16 protein-coding genes are annotated in these 20686 nt (G+C 31.5%); 8 read left to right on the top strand and 8 right to left on the bottom strand.

Annotated features, from left to right (window positions below; all coding sequences use genetic code 11):
- Window positions 1–30 precede the first annotated feature (30 nt).
- The 6 genes from GGR97_RS10665 to GGR97_RS10640 form a co-directional block, all read right to left on the bottom strand.
- Window positions 31–1839, bottom strand: coding sequence for a cytochrome-c peroxidase (locus GGR97_RS10665; RefSeq protein WP_167898505.1), 1809 nt, complete (start codon window positions 1837–1839; stop codon window positions 31–33).
- A gap of 89 nt (window positions 1840–1928) precedes the next feature.
- Complete coding sequence (locus GGR97_RS10660; RefSeq protein WP_245229492.1) at window positions 1929–3437, bottom strand: hypothetical protein; 1509 nt, start codon at window positions 3435–3437, stop codon at window positions 1929–1931.
- Window positions 3438–3735: 298 nt separating this feature from the next.
- On the bottom strand, window positions 3736–5484 hold the full coding sequence (locus GGR97_RS10655; protein WP_245229491.1) for a cytochrome-c peroxidase: 1749 nt from the start codon (window positions 5482–5484) through the stop codon (window positions 3736–3738).
- Between the two features lie 64 nt (window positions 5485–5548).
- Window positions 5549–7069, bottom strand: coding sequence for a PhoX family protein (locus tag GGR97_RS10650; protein ID WP_167898502.1), 1521 nt, complete (start codon window positions 7067–7069; stop codon window positions 5549–5551).
- Between the two features lie 307 nt (window positions 7070–7376).
- On the bottom strand, window positions 7377–8969 hold the full coding sequence (locus GGR97_RS10645; RefSeq protein ID WP_167898501.1) for a T9SS type A sorting domain-containing protein: 1593 nt from the start codon (window positions 8967–8969) through the stop codon (window positions 7377–7379).
- 292 nt (window positions 8970–9261) lie between these two features.
- Complete coding sequence (locus tag GGR97_RS10640) at window positions 9262–9612, bottom strand: 4Fe-4S dicluster domain-containing protein (RefSeq protein ID WP_167898500.1); 351 nt, start codon at window positions 9610–9612, stop codon at window positions 9262–9264.
- A 76-nt stretch (window positions 9613–9688) separates the two neighbouring features.
- Between GGR97_RS10640 and GGR97_RS10635 the strand changes: the two genes are divergently transcribed.
- The 3 genes from GGR97_RS10635 to GGR97_RS10625 all read left to right on the top strand — a co-directional run bounded on the left by GGR97_RS10635 (window position 9689) and on the right by GGR97_RS10625 (window position 12872).
- A complete protein-coding gene (locus tag GGR97_RS10635) occupies window positions 9689–10747 on the top strand; it encodes an acyl-CoA reductase (RefSeq protein ID WP_167898499.1) in 1059 nt (352 codons plus the stop codon).
- A gap of 84 nt (window positions 10748–10831) precedes the next feature.
- Window positions 10832–11890, top strand: a complete 1059-nt coding sequence (gene serC, locus GGR97_RS10630; protein WP_167898498.1) for a 3-phosphoserine/phosphohydroxythreonine transaminase — start codon at window positions 10832–10834, stop codon at window positions 11888–11890.
- A gap of 31 nt (window positions 11891–11921) precedes the next feature.
- A complete protein-coding gene (locus GGR97_RS10625; RefSeq protein WP_167898497.1) occupies window positions 11922–12872 on the top strand; it encodes a D-2-hydroxyacid dehydrogenase in 951 nt (316 codons plus the stop codon).
- A gap of 66 nt (window positions 12873–12938) precedes the next feature.
- Here GGR97_RS10625 and GGR97_RS10620 read toward each other — a convergent pair whose 3' ends face one another.
- Window positions 12939–13862 carry a family 16 glycosylhydrolase gene (locus GGR97_RS10620; protein WP_167898496.1) on the bottom strand — a complete coding sequence of 308 codons (924 nt, stop codon included), beginning with the start codon at window positions 13860–13862 and terminating at the stop codon, window positions 12939–12941.
- A gap of 205 nt (window positions 13863–14067) precedes the next feature.
- On the opposite strand from GGR97_RS10620, the gene GGR97_RS10615 reads away from it, so the two are divergent.
- Window positions 14068–14730 carry a YggS family pyridoxal phosphate-dependent enzyme gene (locus GGR97_RS10615; RefSeq protein WP_167898495.1) on the top strand — a complete coding sequence of 221 codons (663 nt, stop codon included), beginning with the start codon at window positions 14068–14070 and terminating at the stop codon, window positions 14728–14730.
- Here the strand turns inward: GGR97_RS10615 and GGR97_RS10610 are convergent.
- Window positions 14727–15929 (bottom strand): multidrug effflux MFS transporter, encoded by a 1203-nt coding sequence (locus GGR97_RS10610; protein WP_167898494.1) that lies wholly within the window; start codon window positions 15927–15929, stop codon window positions 14727–14729. The two genes, GGR97_RS10615 and GGR97_RS10610, sit on opposite strands and share 4 nt — an antisense overlap.
- Before the next feature lie 234 nt (window positions 15930–16163).
- On the opposite strand from GGR97_RS10610, the gene GGR97_RS10605 reads away from it, so the two are divergent.
- The 4 genes from GGR97_RS10605 to GGR97_RS10590 all read left to right on the top strand — a co-directional run bounded on the left by GGR97_RS10605 (window position 16164) and on the right by GGR97_RS10590 (window position 20638).
- Window positions 16164–17276, top strand: coding sequence for an exonuclease domain-containing protein (locus tag GGR97_RS10605; RefSeq protein WP_167898559.1), 1113 nt, complete (start codon window positions 16164–16166; stop codon window positions 17274–17276).
- Window positions 17263–18078 carry an ion transporter gene (locus GGR97_RS10600; RefSeq protein WP_167898493.1) on the top strand — a complete coding sequence of 272 codons (816 nt, stop codon included), beginning with the start codon at window positions 17263–17265 and terminating at the stop codon, window positions 18076–18078. The genes GGR97_RS10605 and GGR97_RS10600 overlap by 14 nt, the downstream gene beginning before the upstream one ends.
- A gap of 5 nt (window positions 18079–18083) precedes the next feature.
- Window positions 18084–18989, top strand: a complete 906-nt coding sequence (miaA, locus tag GGR97_RS10595) for a tRNA (adenosine(37)-N6)-dimethylallyltransferase MiaA (protein ID WP_209272361.1) — start codon at window positions 18084–18086, stop codon at window positions 18987–18989.
- Between the two features lie 83 nt (window positions 18990–19072).
- Window positions 19073–20638 (top strand): FMN-binding glutamate synthase family protein, encoded by a 1566-nt coding sequence (locus tag GGR97_RS10590; protein ID WP_167898492.1) that lies wholly within the window; start codon window positions 19073–19075, stop codon window positions 20636–20638.
- Window positions 20639–20686 lie beyond the last annotated feature (48 nt).

Below are 20686 nucleotides of genomic sequence, written 5' to 3'. Positions count from 1 at the left end.
TATGAATATATTTTTAAAACAGACTCCTTATTAATATACCTTATCTTCGGGTACATCGGTTAACGTTTTCATAAAGGCTATAATGTCCTTTATTTCTTGTTCCGATAAATTCAACGCATCAAAAGGTAAGGTCTGATTCGGTGCATCAAAACCTAAACCAGCTCCCCCTCCTTTATTGTAAAAATCAAGTACTTGTTCTAGCGTATTATAAGCTCCATTGTGCATGTACGGGGCCGTTAAAGCAATGTTTCTAATGGTAGGGGTTTTAAACATTCTTTTATGATATTCTTGATTGTAAGCATTATAGTATCCTAAATCGTTATCTATTTCTTTGTTTTTAAAAGTCTTTGCCACTCCAATAGCTTCCTTTTCGGTATCCGTAAAAAATGGAGGAACCGTACCATTGGTTAAAGGCATAAAATGGCAAGTAGCACACAAGGCTTTTCCCATAAATAAATTAAATCCATTTTTTTCGGATGCTGTATATGTGTTTTCTTCTCCTCTAATATTTTTATCAAATTTAGAATTAAAACCATTTAACGTGCCTACATAAGATGCAATAGCTCTAACAATATCATGATTGCTTTTGGGAACTTTTCCGTAAGCTTTTTTAAAAAGATTAACGTAAGTGGTGTCTACTAAAATTTCATCAGAAAATTGATGTACGGTTACGTTAAACTCTTTATCATTTGCAAATACATTGCTTATTTGCTCGTTTAAATTTCCTGATTTTCCATCCCAAAAAAATGCTTTTTGAAAAATAGAATTTACCAATGTTGGAGAGTTTCTTGACAATAGTTTTCCTGTATTGTCTTTTGAAAATTGCAAACCATCTGCATATGCTTTTTTAGGATTGTGACAACTTACACAAGACAATTTTCCTCCTTTTGAGATGTTGACATCGTTAAACAACTTTTGCCCTAACTGAATTTGTGCCTTTGTTGAGTTTTGATTTTTAGGAGAAGCAAAATGATTGACATTCCAGCTATCATTTTCAAAAAAAGTAGGAGCCTCTAAATTAAAAGGATATACTCCGCTAGCTTCCCACAAATTGCTTTCTTTTTTAACTTTAACCCAAGCTCTTGTTATCGGATTTATATAATCTCTTATATATGAAAACCGATCAAATTGTTTAAAGTTTACATTGGGTTTTATAAAATTAATAGCGCTTTTTAGATTCTGTATTAATTCCTTATCCAATATCGGATTTTTGTCAATAATAATTTTTTGAATACTATTTTGATACACAAACAATAAACTTTCCAACGATATTTTAGCCTCGCTAATTCCCCATTCACTTACAGGTGTATCAAACCCAGCCATAGAAAAACTAATAATTCTTAATAATTGTTGATGTGTAGCAATAAAAAAACGTTTGGCATTTACTTTATAATACACCACTTCTTTTTTTACCGTACTTAAAATTCCCTTTGTAACGTTTATATTGGCAGCAAAATCTTTTATTTCCGTGTCTCCTAGAAATATAGATTCTTCTAACTTTTGCAATCCTATAGGGTCTAACAATTTTCCACTATTTTCTCTAAATATAGGTAGTGCTGGACCATTTACTTTATGACCTGATTTGGGGTTTAAATAAGAAACATAAGGTTCGCATTGTTTAAATGTTGTTCTTATTTTTTTAAATACTTTTTGGTTATTAGCAGATTGAATATGTAATGTATCCAAATCATTTAACAAAGTAATAGTTGTGTCTAAATTATCTACATAAAAGTCATGTACAACAGACCAATCTACAATTGTTGTTTCCTCTTTTTTTGTATCACAAGAGAATAGTGTAAGAAAAAATAAAGTTAAAATGAATAGGTTTCTTAAATTCATAGTTACCATTCTTAGGGGCGTTTAAAAGTTGTTCCCAAAAGGCAAATATGCCTTTTGGGAACAGACTTAAAATATTAATTTTGATTAGTTTATTGATCTAAGCCTCTTAAAATTACAATTTGAGAAGCTCTGTCTGCCTCACCAGGACCATCATGTCCGTCTAAAGCTTTAAAAGCATTGTCTTGCCAATATTTAACTTGTATGTTTAATAAAAAAGTACCTGGTACTCCTACTTTATCAGACACATCTGTTAAAGCTCCAAACTCTCCACTTTCTACAATACTTAAACTATTGTTTCCTAAAGATTTTACTTTAAGATCTAATACATTTTTCACATTATTCCCTTGTAAATCTGCTTGATAAATAGAAGCCGCGTGTCCTCTATTCCAAGTACCACCATTTGGATCTTCTTGAAAATACACATAATTTTCTGTTACACAAACATTGTCTGGGCTTTGCAAAGGTCTTAAATAACCATCTTTACCTTTATCGCTATCGTTACCACTAATAATTTTAGTTAATTTACCTTTTAATGGAGAATCTGCATCTAAAATTAATTTGTATACATTTCCTTGATCGTTTACGGTTCCTTTTCCAGCTCCTTTTCCAGTTACTGCAAAGTAAATATTACGTGCATTTTCAGCACTTCCTTTTTGATAGTCTAAATCTTCCATTCTTACAAAATGAGTTGCAAACAATGTGTTTTTGTAATAATTAGAAGTTTCGTTTGTACTTAAGTTTTTAGCATTGGGAATTTCCAAAAACTCTACATCATACGTAGTTTTTAAGTCAAAATCACTTTCGTCATGTCTTTCTCCTGCAGGAGCATCAATAATTCCACCTACACCATCAGAAATTTGTTTGGTACGCAATACATACACCTTTCCGTTGATTCTGTCTACATCTCCATTTTCTGACATATATAATATTGGCTGACCTCCATCAAGATCATTTCCTCCTAAAATAACTGTTTTACCTGGATACGTATTTTTAGGCAATGGTACTGCATTTTCCCATAAAAACTGTCCTAATGCTTTGTTTCCATAATCTCCTGTAGGGTTTGGAACTTCTATTCTAGGGTCTATTTCTTTTACAACATTACTTACAGATTCTTCTGATGCTGATAAGAATACATCTTTATCTCCACCATGAATTTCTTTTTCCCACATGGTTCCAGAACATTGTCTAGAATAATCTGCAACTCCAGAGTTTAACAAATAATCTCCAGAAATAGGATTTAAGTTTTTGTCTAATCTTAAACGAGCAATAGCTTTTGCATCTTCGCAATTTACAACATAAATAAAACCGTTTTCTCCGTCTTTAATTAAACCCGCACCATCTACAGTACTTGCAATTTGAAAGTTATCTCCAACAACGTCTACAGACGTAAGCAAAGAATATGCTTTTACACCACTAAAACTTGGATTGATATTTACCAATGGTTCAATAATAGATTTGTCAAAGAACATATCATTGTCTTCTAAAGTAGGAGTTAAATCTTCTCCATCTTTTCCGTCTTGACCATTTACTCCGTCTTTTCCGTTTAAACCATCTAATCCATCTTCTGAACAACTAGTGGTTGCTATTGCTAGTGACATACACGCTAGCAATAGTGGTAATTTTAACATTTTCATTTTTGTTTGTTTTAAAGTTTGACGGCAAAACTAGTTTTCAATTCATTTTAAAAAGGGTGAAATTGTATTTAAAAGTGGAGTTTTGTTCCTTTCAACAACTCTATTTTGATTAAAACAAACACTATATATACATTAATATTTACTTAACATTAAGAAGTTTTTTTCTTTACACAGAAAAATTATATAATTTGATTCGATATTTATCTAAAAAAAAAAGAACCGTTGTTTCCAACGGTTCTTTTTTTAGAATATTAATTTATTTCTAATAATTTTTATTTTCTTCTGGCACATCAGTTAAGGTTTTCATAAAGGCTATAATGTCCTTTATTTCTTGTTCCGATAAATTCAACTCATCAAAAGGTAAGGTTTGGTGAGGGACATCAAACCCTAAACCTGCTCCCCCTCCTTGGTTGTAAAAATCTAGTACTTGTTCTAAATTATTGTACACACCATTGTGCATGTATGGAGCCGTTAAAGCAATGTTTCTAACGGTGGGAGTTTTAAACATTCCTTTTCTCTGTTCTGTTTTAAACAACTCATACCTGCCTAAATCATCATCTAAATCTAGATTTTTATTAGTTTTAGGAACACCTATAATTTCCATTTCAGATTCTGAAAAATTAGGAGGTACAGTTCCATTAAAAAGTGGAGGAAAATGACAAGTAGCACAAGCAGCTTTCCCCATAAACAAATTAAATCCTTTTTTTTCTGAAGGTGATAATGTGTTTTCTAAATCATTCACATTGTTATCAAATTTAGAATTGAATTTATTTAACGTTCTAACATAAGAAGCAATAGCGTGTCTAATATTGGCATCTGTAACTTTTTTTAAATACAAAGAATCAAATGCTTTTACGTATGCTTTGTTTTGTTTGACTTTTTCTACCAAAATATCCAAATCAGAATCAAATTCATTATGATTGGTAACCACTCCAACAATCTGCCCTTCTAAACTACCTGCTCTACTATCGTGAAAAAAAGCTTGCTGCAAACCTGCATAAGTAAGTGTTGGTGTATTTCTTTTTTGATGTTTATTAAATACTTTTTTTTTATCGGTAAAAGCTAGTTTTTTATCATGACAAGTAGCACAAGACATTTGATTGCTAAGTGATAATGTTTTGTCATTAAAAAGCTCCTTTCCTAGTTTAACTTTTTGTTTTAAATGCGTTGTATCACTTTTATAATCTGCAAAATAAGATAGATTAAACATATCTTCACTAAACAACAAGTCAAAATGATTAGATAAAGCTATTTCAAAAGGAAATTCTACCTGCCAGTCAGTTACTGTATGATTCCACAATGCTATTTGATTTTTTGTGCGATTTTTTATAAAACCAAATCTGTCAAAACTATCAAAATCAGCATCCAAAGTAGTAATTGTTAACTCCAATTCTTTCTGCCAATTTTCATACAGTTTTAAATCTTTAAAATTTTCTTTATAAATACTTAAAATCTCTTTTAAAGTCTGAAAAGCGTATGCCGATTCTTTTAAAGATTGTCCTAATACTGGGGAATCAAAATTAGAAAGTCCAGTGGTTGCAATTCTTACCAATTCATCTCTAATCAACCATAAAACATGGTAGTTTTTAAGCTTTAAGTGGTTGTTATTTTTTATCAATTTTAATCGACCACTTGTTACTTTTATAGCTCTGGTTAAGACTAAAGAATCTATAGGTTCTGTAAATAAAGTTTCTTCGATTACTTGATATCCTATAGGTTGATGAATTTTAATATCTGTTGGGTCTTCTTCTTGAATTTTTAATAAGTTAGGAGCATTTAAAGACTTAAAATTTTCTTTTTCTGTATAAGACAATATAGGTTCACTTTTTTTAAAATGCGCTCTTGATTGTATATAATATTTTTTGTTGTTGATGTTTTCAGCTGCTAAATCAATACTGTCTAAATACTGATATGCCAATTCTAGGTGATTACTATATAATTTTTCTAACCTATTAATTGCTGGTAACTTGGTTGTTTCTGGTTTTTGTTGGCAAGAAACACTTAAAAGCAAAAGACATACACTTAACGTGTATGTCTTAGCTTTGAATATAAAATTCAAATATTTTCTCATAAATTTATCTATCTAAACCTTTAACTACATACAAAGCAGACCCCTCTTTTGCGTTTGATAAGTTTGTGTTTGCATTAGGATCTGTAAAAGAAGTTCCGTCAGCTGGTTCCCATCCGTGATTTTGAGTAATTAATAAGAATGTATTTGTACCATTGTCTACAACATCAGTAACATCAATCATACCTGTAATTTCCCAGTTTCTAGAAGTAACACCGTATCCTAAACTTGCTGCTCTTTCTTGATCACACTCTAATACAGTTTTAACTTCTTTTGTATTTAAATTGTACTGGTATAATTTAGCATATCCAGAAATATCAGCATTTAAAGAAGCATAACCGTTTGGATCTTCTTGAATGTAAGCGTAGTTTTCTGTCACTAAAATATTATCTGGAGAGTGGAAACCATCTGCTTTACCTCCATCAACATCTGCATCTAATACACAAGTAATTTTACAAACTCCTGTTGGATCAGTTTCATTTAAGTTTACTTTATATACTCTCCCTAACAAAGAACCTTTACCAACTAAGTCTGGTTTACTTCTACCAGTAACACAAAAATAAATTTCTCTTTGGTTAGCAGCAGAACCTCTTCTCCAGTCAATATCCTCTAATCTAGAGAATCCCATTACTCCTTTAGTTTTACATTCTGTATCTAAAGCAGAAATTTCAGTTTCAGTTAACTCAACAAATTCAGCTGTATACTCTGTACCTTCAACCATATCTGCTTCGTAAGTAATTCCATCAGAAGTTACTTTTAAACCGTATAATTTTCCATTGTATAAATCTCCTCTATCTCCAACATACATTCCTAATTGACCTGAAGGAACACTGTTATCAGAATGATCATCTCCAATAAAAGCTACTGTTTTATCAGCATAAGCATCTTTACCAATTACAACAGCATTTTCTGTAGACCATTGTCCAAATGCACTTAACATTTCTCCTGTACCAGCCTCAGTAACGTTTTTACTAGGATCTGTAACAAAAACTCCCTTAGAAGCTCCTCCCCATTCACCTCCTGAAAGGTATAAAGGACCAAAACCATGTTCTGCTTGTGTAATTAAAGAACCCGAACATTGAGCTGTTTCTGCAGTTGCAGAAGCATTTAAAATGTACTCTCCGCTAATAGGTCTTAAGTTTTTGTTTAATTGAATACGAGCAATAGAATAATCTGCTTCTATATTGTTAATTAATGTAAAAGTTTCATCTCCATTATTAATTAATCCTGCACCGTCTGCCATAGACCCGTAAACAAAATCAGGACTGTTTGGAATTACATCTTCTGATGTTAAGATTGGAGTAATTTTTAAATCTACAAAATCACTTGTTACCTTTAAAAGAGTTGGTGTTTTTGAAGTTGCTAAAAATACAGATGCATCTGAACCGTTAGTTCCATTAGAACCATCTGCACCGTTAGTACCATTTGTTCCATTGGTACCGTTAATTCCATCTAAACCATCTTCTCCACAAGAAATTGCTAAACCAGCAACTAAAGCTAATGATGATAATTTTAATAATTTTTTCATTTTAAAAAAGTTTGTTTTGTTTTGATGCCCCAAACTTAGCTTGTAACCAAAACAAACCATGTAAGGGAACCCTTAACAAATCCTACTCTTTTTGTTAGCTGTATGTAAAGTTTGTTAACTAAACCTTAAAGCTCTTTTACTATAAAGCAACAAAGCCAATGTTTAGCAAGTCTTTAGCTATGTTAACAGTACTAAAAACCTTATTTAGATTCTATATAAACATTTAAGTCTACTCAAAATAAAACTCCAAACAACTAAATGTTTGGAGTTTTGTTTTGTTAAAATTCTAGTTTGTGAAATGAACTTACTACTGAATAATAATTTTCTTGTTTGTATCAAACCAATCAAAACCTTCTATAGATAGTATATATATTCCTTTATTTAATAATGAAACATCTATGGTATGAGTTGCTCCTCCTTTTAATTTGTTAACAACTAACACTACTTTTCCTGTAGTATCTTTTATCATTACAGAAACCTTATCAAACTCTGAAGAAACAGCAATTTCCAATTTTTGATTTGTAATAGGATTAGATAGCACTTTTATAGCCTCTTTTAAAGATTCGTCTTTAGAGTCTTTATCTAAGGTGTTTAAGCCTTGTATTTTGTTTAAAGAACTATGGGGTTGTAATGTAAATGCAATAGGATACGTTGTTTTGCTATTTCCTCTATAGCTATGTAAATCTATATACTTAGGTGCTATGTGATAAGTACTATGAGAAATTCTTAAAAATCTTTTTCCAGAATAATAAACACTACTGCTTTGAGGAACTGGAAAAGACCACATTCCATTCCAATTACTTTCTACAAACAAACTACTATAAGCCCCCGAACCTCTTGCTCCAATTTTGTGAGTACAACCTGTAGAAACTTGATCGCACAAAGATCCTTTAACATTACCTATAGACTGTCCGTTGTATGTAAAGTTTCCTCTAATTTCATTGTGGGTATTTACACTACGTATTTGAGTCATTGCATTAGATTGTCCTGAATCTACCAAATTAGAAAAATCAACCGCTACAGAAGGTCGTTTTCCAAATTTTAGCCAAGACTGCATGGCTTTTTCGTAAACTCTAGTATTTGCTTCTTTAGATTTGTTTTTATCTCCTACTCCAAAAGGATTGTCAATAGCAAAATGATTTACCGTTAAAATTCCCATATCATCTTGTCCTCTGTGTTTGGTAAATTTATTACCCTCCCAAAGATGTGATACTTGTGTAGCACTATAATTATTTTGTACCGTATAATTAAATTCTTTTCTATATTTAGGATGCTCTCCACTATAACCAGGAATGCTCTGTTCTACAAAAATCATTAGCCTTTTATTTTTTTCTTGCATTTCTCCAATAAACGGATAACGTTTTTTTGTATGTACATTTCCCATAACTCCATAAGCATACGTATTGTCTATGGTATTGTTTTCATTATAGATATAAGAACTCAAATTTTTAAATCCATTGCTACTACTCTGGAACAAAATATCGAAATATTGAATCCCTAAATTTGGTCCATTCTGTATATGTAGTGTAATTATATCGTTGCTATTATTTTTTAAAAGTTTTTCCAACAAATTATTAAAAGTCTTTCCATCCATCATACAGCTATTTGGACTTCCGTGCTTTAATTTAATTTGTCCGTTTACCAAGTGAATATCTACCATAAATTTACGGACTCCGTAATTAAACTGCTCCTCCATACTTAATTCTTGATTGGCACCTCCTAAACAAAAACCACCAGGTCCATCTTTTCTGTTGTTATTGGCATTGTGAGAAATTAACCAACTTACTTCATCGTACCTTCTATTGCGTGGAAAATCTACATTTGCTCTTTGAGCTTCAATAGTATTTGCACAAAAAAGTACGAACATTAATAGTTTTAATTTTAAAAAATTTGTTTTCATTCTATTTAGTTTTTTTCATAAAACTAAATCTTGAAGACTATACAAAAGGGGAATTTTGTATTTCTATAGGGCTTAATTGTTTCATTTTAGAGTGTTTTTAACTAAAAAAACACCCTTATGGTTACCATAACTTTTAGCTAACTTTGGTTTATTCTAAAATTTACAAGCAATTTTAAAAAAAAACTTAATCGAAAATTACTCTCATTTAACCAGTTATAAACGTAATACTATTCCATAAAAAACTCCAAACAACTAAATGTTTGGAGTTTTGTGTTTTAAAAACTTTTTAAAACTATTCTTTATGTAAAAAAGCTTGTTTTGCTAATAATTCATCTTCTGTTTCTTCTATATCTTCATCAGGAACACAACAGTCTACAGGACAAACAGCAGCACATTGAGGCTCATCGTGAAAACCTTTACACTCTGTACACTTATCTGGTACAATGTAGTAAACTTCATCACTAATAGGCTCTTGCTCTTCATCTGCATTACCTGCATTTCCATTAGGTAATACAAAATCACCTTCTAAAGAAGTTCCTTCAGAATACTTCCATTCTTCAGCACCTTCATATATAGCATTGTTAGGACATTCTGGTTCACATGCCCCACAGTTAATACATTCGTCTGTTATTATAATTGCCATCGTTCTTTTTTCTTTAAATTTGTGCCACAAAAATAATACATTTTGTATTCATTCAAAACCCACAAACTAACTTATAATGAGTTTAGATAAGAGAAAACAAGCATTTATTACCTTAGGACATTTCCTGTCGCAATTTACAACAACAGAAATTGTAAAAAAAGAAGATGTGCCTTTTAATGATTTATTTTTTGATGTATTTACTACCCAAATAAAAAGGGCCGAAGAATACAACAGTTGGTTTACACAAGATAACGTACTATTTTCTTTTGAAAGTTGGACCAATGCTTTGTCTAAAGAAAGTATCAATCAGTGGTTAGAAGCTTATGACATTCCTAATAATAGCGATAAAACAATAGCCGTAATTATGGCAGGTAACATTCCTTTGGTAGGATTTCACGACTTTTTATCGGTTGCTATTACAGGAAACAAAGTCTTAGCCAAATTATCTTCTAACGATAAATATTTTATTCCCTTAGTGGCAAAATATTTAGAACATGTAGAGCCTAGTTTTAAGGGACAGTTTGAATTTACCGAAGAAAAACTACAAAATTACGATGCTGTAATTGCTACAGGAAGCAATAATACCGCTCGTTATTTTGATTATTACTTTGGAAAACATCCACATATCATCAGAAAAAGCAGAAATTCTGTAGCTGTTTTAGACGGAACAGAAACTCACGAAGAGTTAGAAGCTTTAAGTGATGATATTTTTAGATACTACGGATTAGGGTGCAGAAGTATTTCTAAATTGTTTGTTCCTAAAGATTATGAGTTAGACAATCTTTTTAAGGCTGTTTACAAGCATAGAGACATTATTAACTATACCAAATACGCAAATAACTACGACTATAACAAAGCTGTTTATTTAATGAGTTTGTTTGATATGAAAGAAAATGGATTTTTAATGATGAAAGAAGATCCTAGTTATGCTTCTCCTATTGCCACTCTATTTTATGAAACCTATGATGATTTAGAAAGCTTAAAAGACAAGATTTTAACCGATTCTGATAAGATTCAATGTGTAGCAACCAACTTAAATATTGAAAACTCTGTAAAATTAGGCCAAACACAGGCTCCAAAATTATGGAATTATGCGGATAACGTTGATACTGTTAAATTTTTAATAACATTGTAAAAAAACGTTAAAAATAAATAGTTAAACGTAAAGGTAAAGCGACTAGATTTTATAAATTTGTGCTTTCCAAAAATTAAATATATAATGAAAAAACATAATTTTAGCGCAGGTCCTTCAATTCTTCCTCAAGAAGTATTTCAGAAAGCTAGTCAAGCTATCTTAGATTTTGACAATACAGGTTTATCATTAATTGAAATATCACACCGTAGTAAAGAGTTTGTTGCTGTATATGACAAAGCAGTTGCATTGGTAAAAGAAATTTTAAATGTACCCGCTACTCACGAAGTATTATTTTTACAAGGTGGAGCATCTACACAATTCTTAATGACTGCTATTAACTTAATGAAAGTTGATGGAGGAAAATCTGCATACATCAATACTGGTGCATGGAGTAATAAGGCATTAAAAGAAGCTAAAAACTTTGGAGAGGTTGTAGAAGTTGCTTCTTCTGCAGATACTAACCATAATTACATTCCTAAAGGATTTAACATTCCTAGCGATGTAGATTATGTACACTACACATCTAACAACACAATTTTTGGAACTCAGTTTAAAGAAACTCCAGAAACAGATGCAGTATTAGTTGCTGATATGTCTTCTGATATTTTCTCTAAACCCGTAGATGTTTCTAAATTTGGAATTATTTACGCAGGTGCTCAAAAGAACTTAGGTCCAGCTGGAGCAACTTTAGTAATTATTAAAAAAGATATTTTAGGTAATACAGGAAGAACTATTCCTTCTATGTTAGATTACCAAATCCATATTAAAGGAGAAAGTATGTTTAATACTCCTCCTGTATTTGCTATTTACGTTTCTATGTTAAACTTAGAATACATGAAAGCTCAAGGTGGATTAGAAGCTATTGCTAAGAAAAACGAAGAAAAAGCAGCTTTACTTTACAACGAGATTGATAACAATCCTTCTTTTGTAAATAATGTAGCTAAAGAAGATCGTTCTTTAATGAACGTTGTTTTCTTATTAAATGATGATTCTAAAGATGCTGAATTTTTAGCAGCATGTACTGAAGCAGGAATTAGCAACGTAAAAGGACACCGTTCTGTAGGAGGTTTTAGAGCTTCTATTTACAATGCAATGCCTATTGAAAGCGTACAAGCTTTAGTAGATGTAATGAAGAAATTTTAACGCTTATTTTTAAGCAAAAAACAATAATTAAATGAAAGTTTTAGCAAACGACGGTTTAGCACAATCTGGTGTTGATGCCTTAGAAAAAGCAGGATTTGAAGTAATTTTAAACACAGTTGCTCAAGATCAATTAGAAAACTACATTAACGAAAACAACGTTGATGTAATCTTAGTAAGATCTGCAACTACTGTAAGACAAGAATTAATTGATGCATGTCCATCTTTAAAGATCATCGGTCGTGGTGGTGTTGGAATGGATAACATTGATGTACAATATGCTAAGGACAAAGGATTACACGTAATCAATACTCCTGCTGCTTCTTCTCACTCTGTTGGAGAATTAGTATTTGCTCACTTATTTGGTTTGGTACGTTTCTTACAAGACTCAAACAGAAACATGCCTTTAGAGGGTGATTCTAAGTTTGGTGCTTTAAAGAAATCTTACGCTAAGGGAGTTGAATTAAAAGGACAAACTTTAGGGGTTATTGGTTTTGGTCGTATTGGTCAAGCTACTGCTAAAATTGCTTTAGGATTAGGTATGAAAGTAATTGCTTTTGACCCTTTCTTTGAAAAAGTGGATTTAGACTTAGATTTTTTTGATGGTCAAAAAGTAAGCTTTACAATTAATACAACTTCTAAAGAAGATGTATTAAAGAATGCAGACTTTGTTACTTTACACGTACCAGCACAAGATGGTTATGTAATTGGAGCACCTGAATTTAAAATCATGAAAAATACTTCAATTATTATCAACGCTGCTCGTGGTGGTGTTATTGACGAAGTTGCTTTGATTGAAGCTTTAGAGGCAGGAGAAATTTCAAAAGCAGCATTAGATGTTTTTGAAAGCGAACCTAAACCATCTATGAAAGTATTAATGAATCCTAACATTTCATTAACTCCACATATTGGTGCTGCTACTTTAGAAGCACAAGACCGTATTGGTACTGAATTAGCAGATCAAATTATTTCTATTTTGAAATAATCAAGATTCTTATAAATCAAAAAAGCCCTTATTAATTTTAATAAGGGCTTTTTATTTTATAAAATTTTATTTACTTACTCCATAATACGCTTCTGCATATTTTTTACTTTGTCTTTTTAATGGTGTTCCTTTACTCCAATAACGGAAGTATTTTACCTTAAACTCTTGATCTAACTTACTTTCATCTGAGGGTAAAGCTCCAAACCATTTATTAGATTCATTGTTAAAGTTAATTTGCAAAGGTTGGTACCAATGTGTGTTTTCTGCTTCTCTAAACAACACTCCATCTATATAAAAACGAATAAAGTCCTCATCCCACTCTATTCCCCATACATGATAATCATCTTGTAAATTAAAAGGAACTTTGTATTTTTTGTTTCTACTAAAATGCTTTTGAATACCTCCATACATTTCTGGAGATCTAAATACGTGAATGTTAGAATTTAAATCGTTTTGTTGATTTTTAGTAGCCGGAGAATTTTCACAAAAATCAATTTCCGTCCACCAATCTCTAGTTCCTAAGCTGGCCCAAAATCCAGATACCCAAGTATCGTTCATTAATTTCATTTCAGCTTCAAAATAACCATATAAAACTTTCTGCTTGCTTTTAATAAACCCTGCTGTATGCGTATAACCTTCTGGCAAACTTTCTTTTTTATTGTGTTGATTGATTTTAAACACCAATTCTCCATCACTTAAGCTTACATTAGATCCATGAAAATATGTAGGCTGTCTTCCTTTCCACCCGGGATTGTTTGGATACCATCTTTTAGTATCTAAACGTTTTCCTTCAAACTCATCACTTAACAATTCAGACAATACCCATTTATTCTTATTTCCTTGATCAGACAATGGAAAGTGAGCAGTCTCTCTTTTTGGAGCATTTGAAAAATCTATAACGTTTGTAAATTGTTCTTTGGGTTTTGTTTGCGAAAAACTTGTTGTTACCACAAGTCCACACAGTAGCACTGATGCTTTTAATTTGTTCATTATTTATACTAGTTTGTTAAATACTTATAAGTTTAGATTTTCTAACAACCTTTACCTTACACTTCTTGTAAAACTCAACAAAATATGTTTCTAAAATTTAGATTACTTTATCTATAAATTACACTAATTTACCCTTAAATTACAAGGTTGTATACTTATAAACTAAAACAGATAACTGTATATTTGCAAAAAAGATTAAAAAATTATGGCTATTTCTGAAAATCTAAATCGTATCAAAGCACAAATTAACCCGAAAGTTACTTTGGTTGCAGTTTCTAAAACCAAGCCTGTTTCTGACATTCAAGAAGCATATAATGCTGGACAAAGAATTTTTGGTGAGAATAAAATTCAAGAAATGGTTGCTAAATATGATGAGCTACCTAAGGATATTTCTTGGCACATGATTGGTCATTTACAAAAAAACAAGGTAAAGTACATGGCTCATTTTGTAGATTTAATTCACGGAGTAGATAGTTTTACAACGTTAATTGAAATTAACAAACAAGCCAAAAAACACAACCGAGTAATCCATTGTTTGTTACAACTTAAAATAGCTCAAGAAGATTCTAAGTTTGGATTGTCTAAGGAAGAAATTAACAACATTTTAAATAGTTACGACTACAAAAACATGGAAAACATACAAGTAGTTGGCTTAATGGGAATGGCTAGTTTTGTTGACGATAAAAATCAAATTAAACAAGAATTTTCATCGCTTAAAGCATTTTACGATGAATTAAAGCCAAGTCAAACTCAGTTTAACACCATTTCTATGGGAATGAGTGGAGATTATCCATTGGCTATTGAACAAGGAAGCACCATGATACGTGTAGGAAGTGCTATTTTTGGGAATAGAAACTACGCTAATTAATTGGCTAGTTTTTTATAAAAATAGAAAAATGTGTTTCCTATTAAAGAGCAAGTAAACATGGCTACACCAATAGGTACTAAATTATCTGAATGAAAAACAGCTATTAGTGTTCCTGCTAAAAAACCTAATACAAATCTAAAAATTCCTAAGGTAGCATTGGCAGATCCGCTTGCTTCTGGATTGATGTCTAAAATAATTGCCGATCCGTTTCCAAAAATCAATCCCAAACTACCTATAAAGAATACAATCAATACAAATACATTCCAAAACGTATCGTAATTTAAAAGAATGGTTGCTAACAACAGCAATGCTGTTGTTAATTGCAATAACAAACCTACTTGTAATAATTTAATAGGTTTGTAGTATTTTAATAAAATTGCATTCAACAAAGAAAGTACAATATTTAGTAAAATATTGGCTCCAAAAATAAAAGGAAATCTTTCCACTTCTACTCCAAAATAATCCAAATATATAAATGATGAGCTGGTTATAAACACATACAAACCTGCTATTGGAAAACAGATAGAAAACAAAAAGACTACTGATTTTTTATCATCAAAAAACACTTTGTATTTCTGAACAAGTTGTTTGGCTGTAATGGTTTTGGTTAAGTGTTTTTTTTCTCTAGACTCTGGAATAAAAACTACAAACACCACAAATAATAGGACTGCAAAGAGAAACAAAAAACAAAACACTCCTTGCCATCCTTGATAAAAAGTAATGTAAGAACCTATAATAGGAGCAAATAAAGGAGCTAACATCATAATCATGGCAGTAACCGTAATTAATTTTGCTACCTGCTTACCACTGTACAAATCGCGAATAAATAAGTTAGAGGTTACTGTGGCAAAACCACCACCAAAAGCCTGTACAAACCTCAACAACAATACTAATTCTATTTGCGTACAAAACGGAATGGTTAAAGCCGAAACACCGTACAGTCCTATCCCTATTAAAGCAATTGTTTTTCTACCAAAAGTATCAGATAAAGGTCCTCCAAAAAAATTACCAATGGCAAAACCTAAAAAATAAACTGTAATTGTTAACTCTATTACATTAATGGTTACTCCATAAAACGTTGCCATTAATGGCATGGCAGATAAAAAAGAATCAATGGCAAATGGAGACAAAGCTATTAGCATTGCCATTAGTAGTGCTATAGATTTGTAATGGGATTTATTAACTTTTAAACTTCTCATTGATTATCTTGAAAATATGAAGTACAAATGTAAACGCTCTAAAACAAAACAAAGAAGTTAATTCCTGATTATTTAAAGAAATAAAAATCAAAACAAATTCCTTTTTATAAACAAAATTCACAATTTACCATCTATATAAACTTACCAGCCTACATATACACCAATCAATTTGGATATGTTATATTTGTAGGAAACGCTTAGCTTAAAACTTTATTGCTAACATTAATTATTTGGATGTACGCTATTGTAGATATTGAAACCACAGGAGGGAAATTTAACGAAGAAGGTATGACGGAAATTGCCATTCATAAATTTGATGGTAAAAAGGTAGTTGATAAATTCATCACTCTAGTAAACCCCGAAATTCCTATTCAGCCTTTTGTTGTACAACTCACAGGTATTAACGATAAAATGTTGGTAAAAGCACCTAAGTTTCACGAAATAGCCAAGCAAATTATTCAGATTACTGAAGGTTGTATTATTGTAGCACACAATGCCAATTTTGATTATAGAATTTTAAGAAACGAGTTTAGACGATTGGGTTACAAATACACTAGAGATACGCTTTGTACCGTGGAACTAAGTAGAAAGTTAATTCCGGAACAAGAATCTTATAGTTTAGGAAAATTGTGTAGAAGCTTAGGAATTCCTATGAGCGATCGTCATAGAGCAAATGGTGATGCGGTTGCTACCGTAAAACTTTTTAAAATGCTTTTGAATAAAGATGTTGAGAAATTTATCATCAAAGCAAATATTAAGTCCGAAGGAAAAGTTAAAGCTATCAATACTCCAACTAATGGTATTAGCGATAAGTTTGTTAAAATATTAGAAAAATCTCCTAGAAAAACGGGAGTATTTTATTTACACAATCAAAAAGGAGATATTATTTATATTGGTAAAAACAGAAACATTAGAAATGGTGTTAATCAATTATTATTAAGAACTTCTAAAAGAGCCAAAACACTACACAAACAAATTGATGATATTAGTTTTGAAGAAACAGGAAGTCTTTTAATTGCCAATATTAAAAGTAATGAAGAAGTTGCTGTAAACAAACCCTACTTTAACGCTCCTAAAAGAATTCATATTCCTACAACTGTTTTTAACACAGAAAATGCCTTGTTAATAGATTTGGGTAGAAATACTGCCGAAAAATCGGTTTTTTTATTACAAAACGGACAAGTAAAAGGTTTTGCTTACATAGAGTTGGCACATCAAATAAACCACGTTAGTATTGTAGAAAACATCTTATCACCTATTGATAACAATCTCTACAATCGTCATGAAATTAAAAAATTTATGGACAGTGGTAAATTCAAAAAAATAATCAGAATTGAAGCAGAGTAACCAAAATTGGAAAAAAAGACTCCATGAAATTATTTACGAGGCAGATACTCCTGCTGGTAAATTGTTTGATGTTGTTTTGCTTATTTTAATTTTAATAAGTGTTTTGGTGGTTATGCTAGAGAGCGTAGAGACACTGCAAAGCGTTTATGGTTCTTATTTTAGCATTATAGAATGGGGAATTACCATTTTATTTACCATAGAATACATCCTTAGAGTTGTTACCGTAAAATCACCCTTAAAATACATTTTTAGTTGGTACGGTATTATAGATTTAATAGCTACACTTCCTAAATACATTGGCTTGTTTGTAACCAGAACCGAAGCTTTATTAGTGTTAAGATCGCTTAGATTGTTACGTGTATTTACCATTTTAAAACTAGCCAGATATGTTGGAGCTTCTAACGACTTAATTAAAGCCATAAAAGCCAGCAAAGCCAAAATAGGAGTTTTTATTTTTGCTGTTCTTATTTTATCGATGGTACTAGGTACCATTATGTACATTATAGAAGGAAATGCCGATAGTGGTTTTACAAGCATTCCTAGAAGTATTTATTGGATTATTGTAACCATGACTACCGTAGGATATGGAGATATTGCACCGGTAACCGCATTAGGACAATTTTTTGCTTCTTTAGTAATGATTATGGGTTATGGAATTATTGCTGTTCCTACCGGTATTGTTTCATCGGAATACACCAGTGTTAAAAAAGAACCTATAAACACACAAGTTTGCAATAATTGTAACGAAACACGTCATCAATACAAAGCTAACTTTTGCCACAATTGTGGAGAACACTTATAAATTTAATGAAGTACTTAATTACCATTGTAGGACCAACAGCTATTGGAAAAACTGCATTGAGCATAAAATTAGCTCAGCATTTTAATACAGAAATTATTTCTTGTGACTCTAGACAGTTCTTTAAAGAAATGACCATTGGTACTGCCGTTCCAGAACCCGAAGAACAAGCAGCAGCACTTCATCATTTTATACAAAATAAAAGTATTCATCAAGAATATAGCGTTGGACACTTTGAACGTGAAGCCTTAGAAAAGTTAGATGACTTATTTGCCAAACACAAAATAGTCATTATGGTAGGTGGTAGTGGTTTGTATGTAGATGCTGTTCTTAACGGCTTGGACTACTTTCCTACTATTGATCCTACTATTAGAGAAACTTTAAATAAAAAACTAGAAACCAAAGGTCTAGAGAGTTTACAAAATCAATTAAAGGAGTTAGATTTAGAAACCTATAAACAAATTGCCTTAGACAATCCTCATAGAATTATTAGAGCTTTAGAAGTTTGTATCGGTAGTGGACAAACGTATAGTTCTTTTAAAAACAAACCTAAAACTCCTAGAAACTTTAATCCTATTAAAATTGGATTGACTGCCGATAGGGAAATTATATACGATAGAATTAATCGTAGGGTTGATATTATGCTAGATAGAGGCTTGTTAAAAGAAGCTAAAGAATTGTATCCTTTAAAAGAATTAAATGCGTTACAAACCGTTGGATACAGAGAACTTTTTGATTTTTTTGATGAAAAAACTGACTTTGATTTTGCTGTACAAGAAATCAAGAAAAACTCTAGACGTTTTGCAAAAAGACAAATGACTTGGTTTAAAAGAGATGAAAAAACTCTTTGGTTTGATTACTTAACAGATGTTTCTGAAATTATCAAGAATATTGACTCTAAATTAGAAAAATAGGACTCTATAAACTCTATTTTGGTATAGATTTAGCTTTATCATGTTAACATTAAACAGGACATTCTGTTTTATAATTTTATCGTATGAAAGCTAGAAAAATATTTACTGTACTTTCTACAGCTACAGTTCTTGGAGTTACTTTAATTTCCATAAAAACACCTGCTGTCTTGTGGACATTTATTTTTATTCTACCTATTGTTTCTTTAGGCTTGTTTGATCTATTTCAAACCAAACACACCATACGAAGAAACTTTCCTGTTATTGGGAATATTAGATATCTATTAGAAAAGATTCGTCCTGAAATTATGCAGTATTTTGTAGAAACAGATACAGAAGGAAGACCTATTGACAGACTACATCGTAATTTAATCTACGAACGCTCTAAAAAAACAAACGACACCACTCCTTTTGGTACACAGTTAGATGTTTATAGTGCAGGTTATGAGTGGATAGAACATTCTATTTATGCAAAAAATCATCATTGTTTAGATTGTGAACCTAGAGTTTTAGTGGGGGGAAAAGATTGTTTGCAACCCTACTCTGCTAGTATCTTAAATATTTCTGCCATGAGCTTTGGTTCTTTAAGTAAAAATGCTGTTTTAGCCATGAATACAGGAGCTAAAATGGGTGGATTTGCTCATAATACAGGTGAAGGAGGAATTAGCCCTTATCACAAAGGACCTGGAGGAGATTTGATATGGCAAATAGGAACAGGATATTTTGGTTGTAGAACCCAAGATGGAAATTTTAATCCTGAAAGGTTCAAAGAAAATGCTACTCTTGAAAATGTAAAAATGATTGAAATTAAAATTTCTCAAGGTGCCAAACCCGGACATGGAGGAATTTTACCCGCATCAAAAAACACTGTAGAAATTGCCGCTATACGACATATAAAACCTCATACAGATGTGATGTCTCCTCCCGGACATACTGCTTTTAGCAACCCTGTTGAATTGATGTCTTTTATTAAAAAACTTAGAGATCTTTCTGGAGGAAAGCCTATTGGTTTTAAAATATGTATCGGAAAAAAATCAGAATTTATAGACATCTGTAAAGCCATGATTCAAACAGGAATTAAACCCGATTTTATTACCATAGATGGTGGTGAAGGTGGTACAGGTGCTGCTCCGGTAGAATTCTCTAATTCTGTAGGAATGCCCTTAAGAGATGGATTAACTTTTGCCATTGATACACTAATTGGTTACGATTTAAAAAAAGATATTAAAGTTATTGCATCTGGTAAAGTGTTTACTAGTTTCCATATGGCTAGATTAATTGCTGTAGGTGCAGATATGATTAACAGTGCACGTGCCATGATGATGGCTACAGGTTGTATTCAGGCCTTACAATGTAACAGAAACACTTGTCCGGTTGGTGTTGCTACACAGAATAAAGATTTAATGAAAGGATTAGTCGTAAAAGATAAATCACAAAGAGTGGCTAATTATCACAAAGAAACCATTAAAAGTTTCTTAGAATTGTTGGCCGCTTCTGGGCTTACAGAACCTAGTGAATTAAAACGTGAACACATTAGCAGAAGAGTTGAAATGAATGAAGTTTTAACCTATAGTCAAATTTATCCAGATGTTAGTCCTGGTGAGTATTTGAAAGATAAAGATGATAAACACCTATACCTTGTAGATCAGTAAAACTCTCTATAATACAAAAGGCTATCTATATAGACAGCCTTTTGTATT

It is taken from the genome of Wenyingzhuangia aestuarii (assembly GCF_011927765.1).
Taxonomy (GTDB): domain Bacteria; phylum Bacteroidota; class Bacteroidia; order Flavobacteriales; family Flavobacteriaceae; genus Wenyingzhuangia; species Wenyingzhuangia aestuarii.
This window is presented reverse-complemented; position numbering and strand designations above follow the sequence as displayed.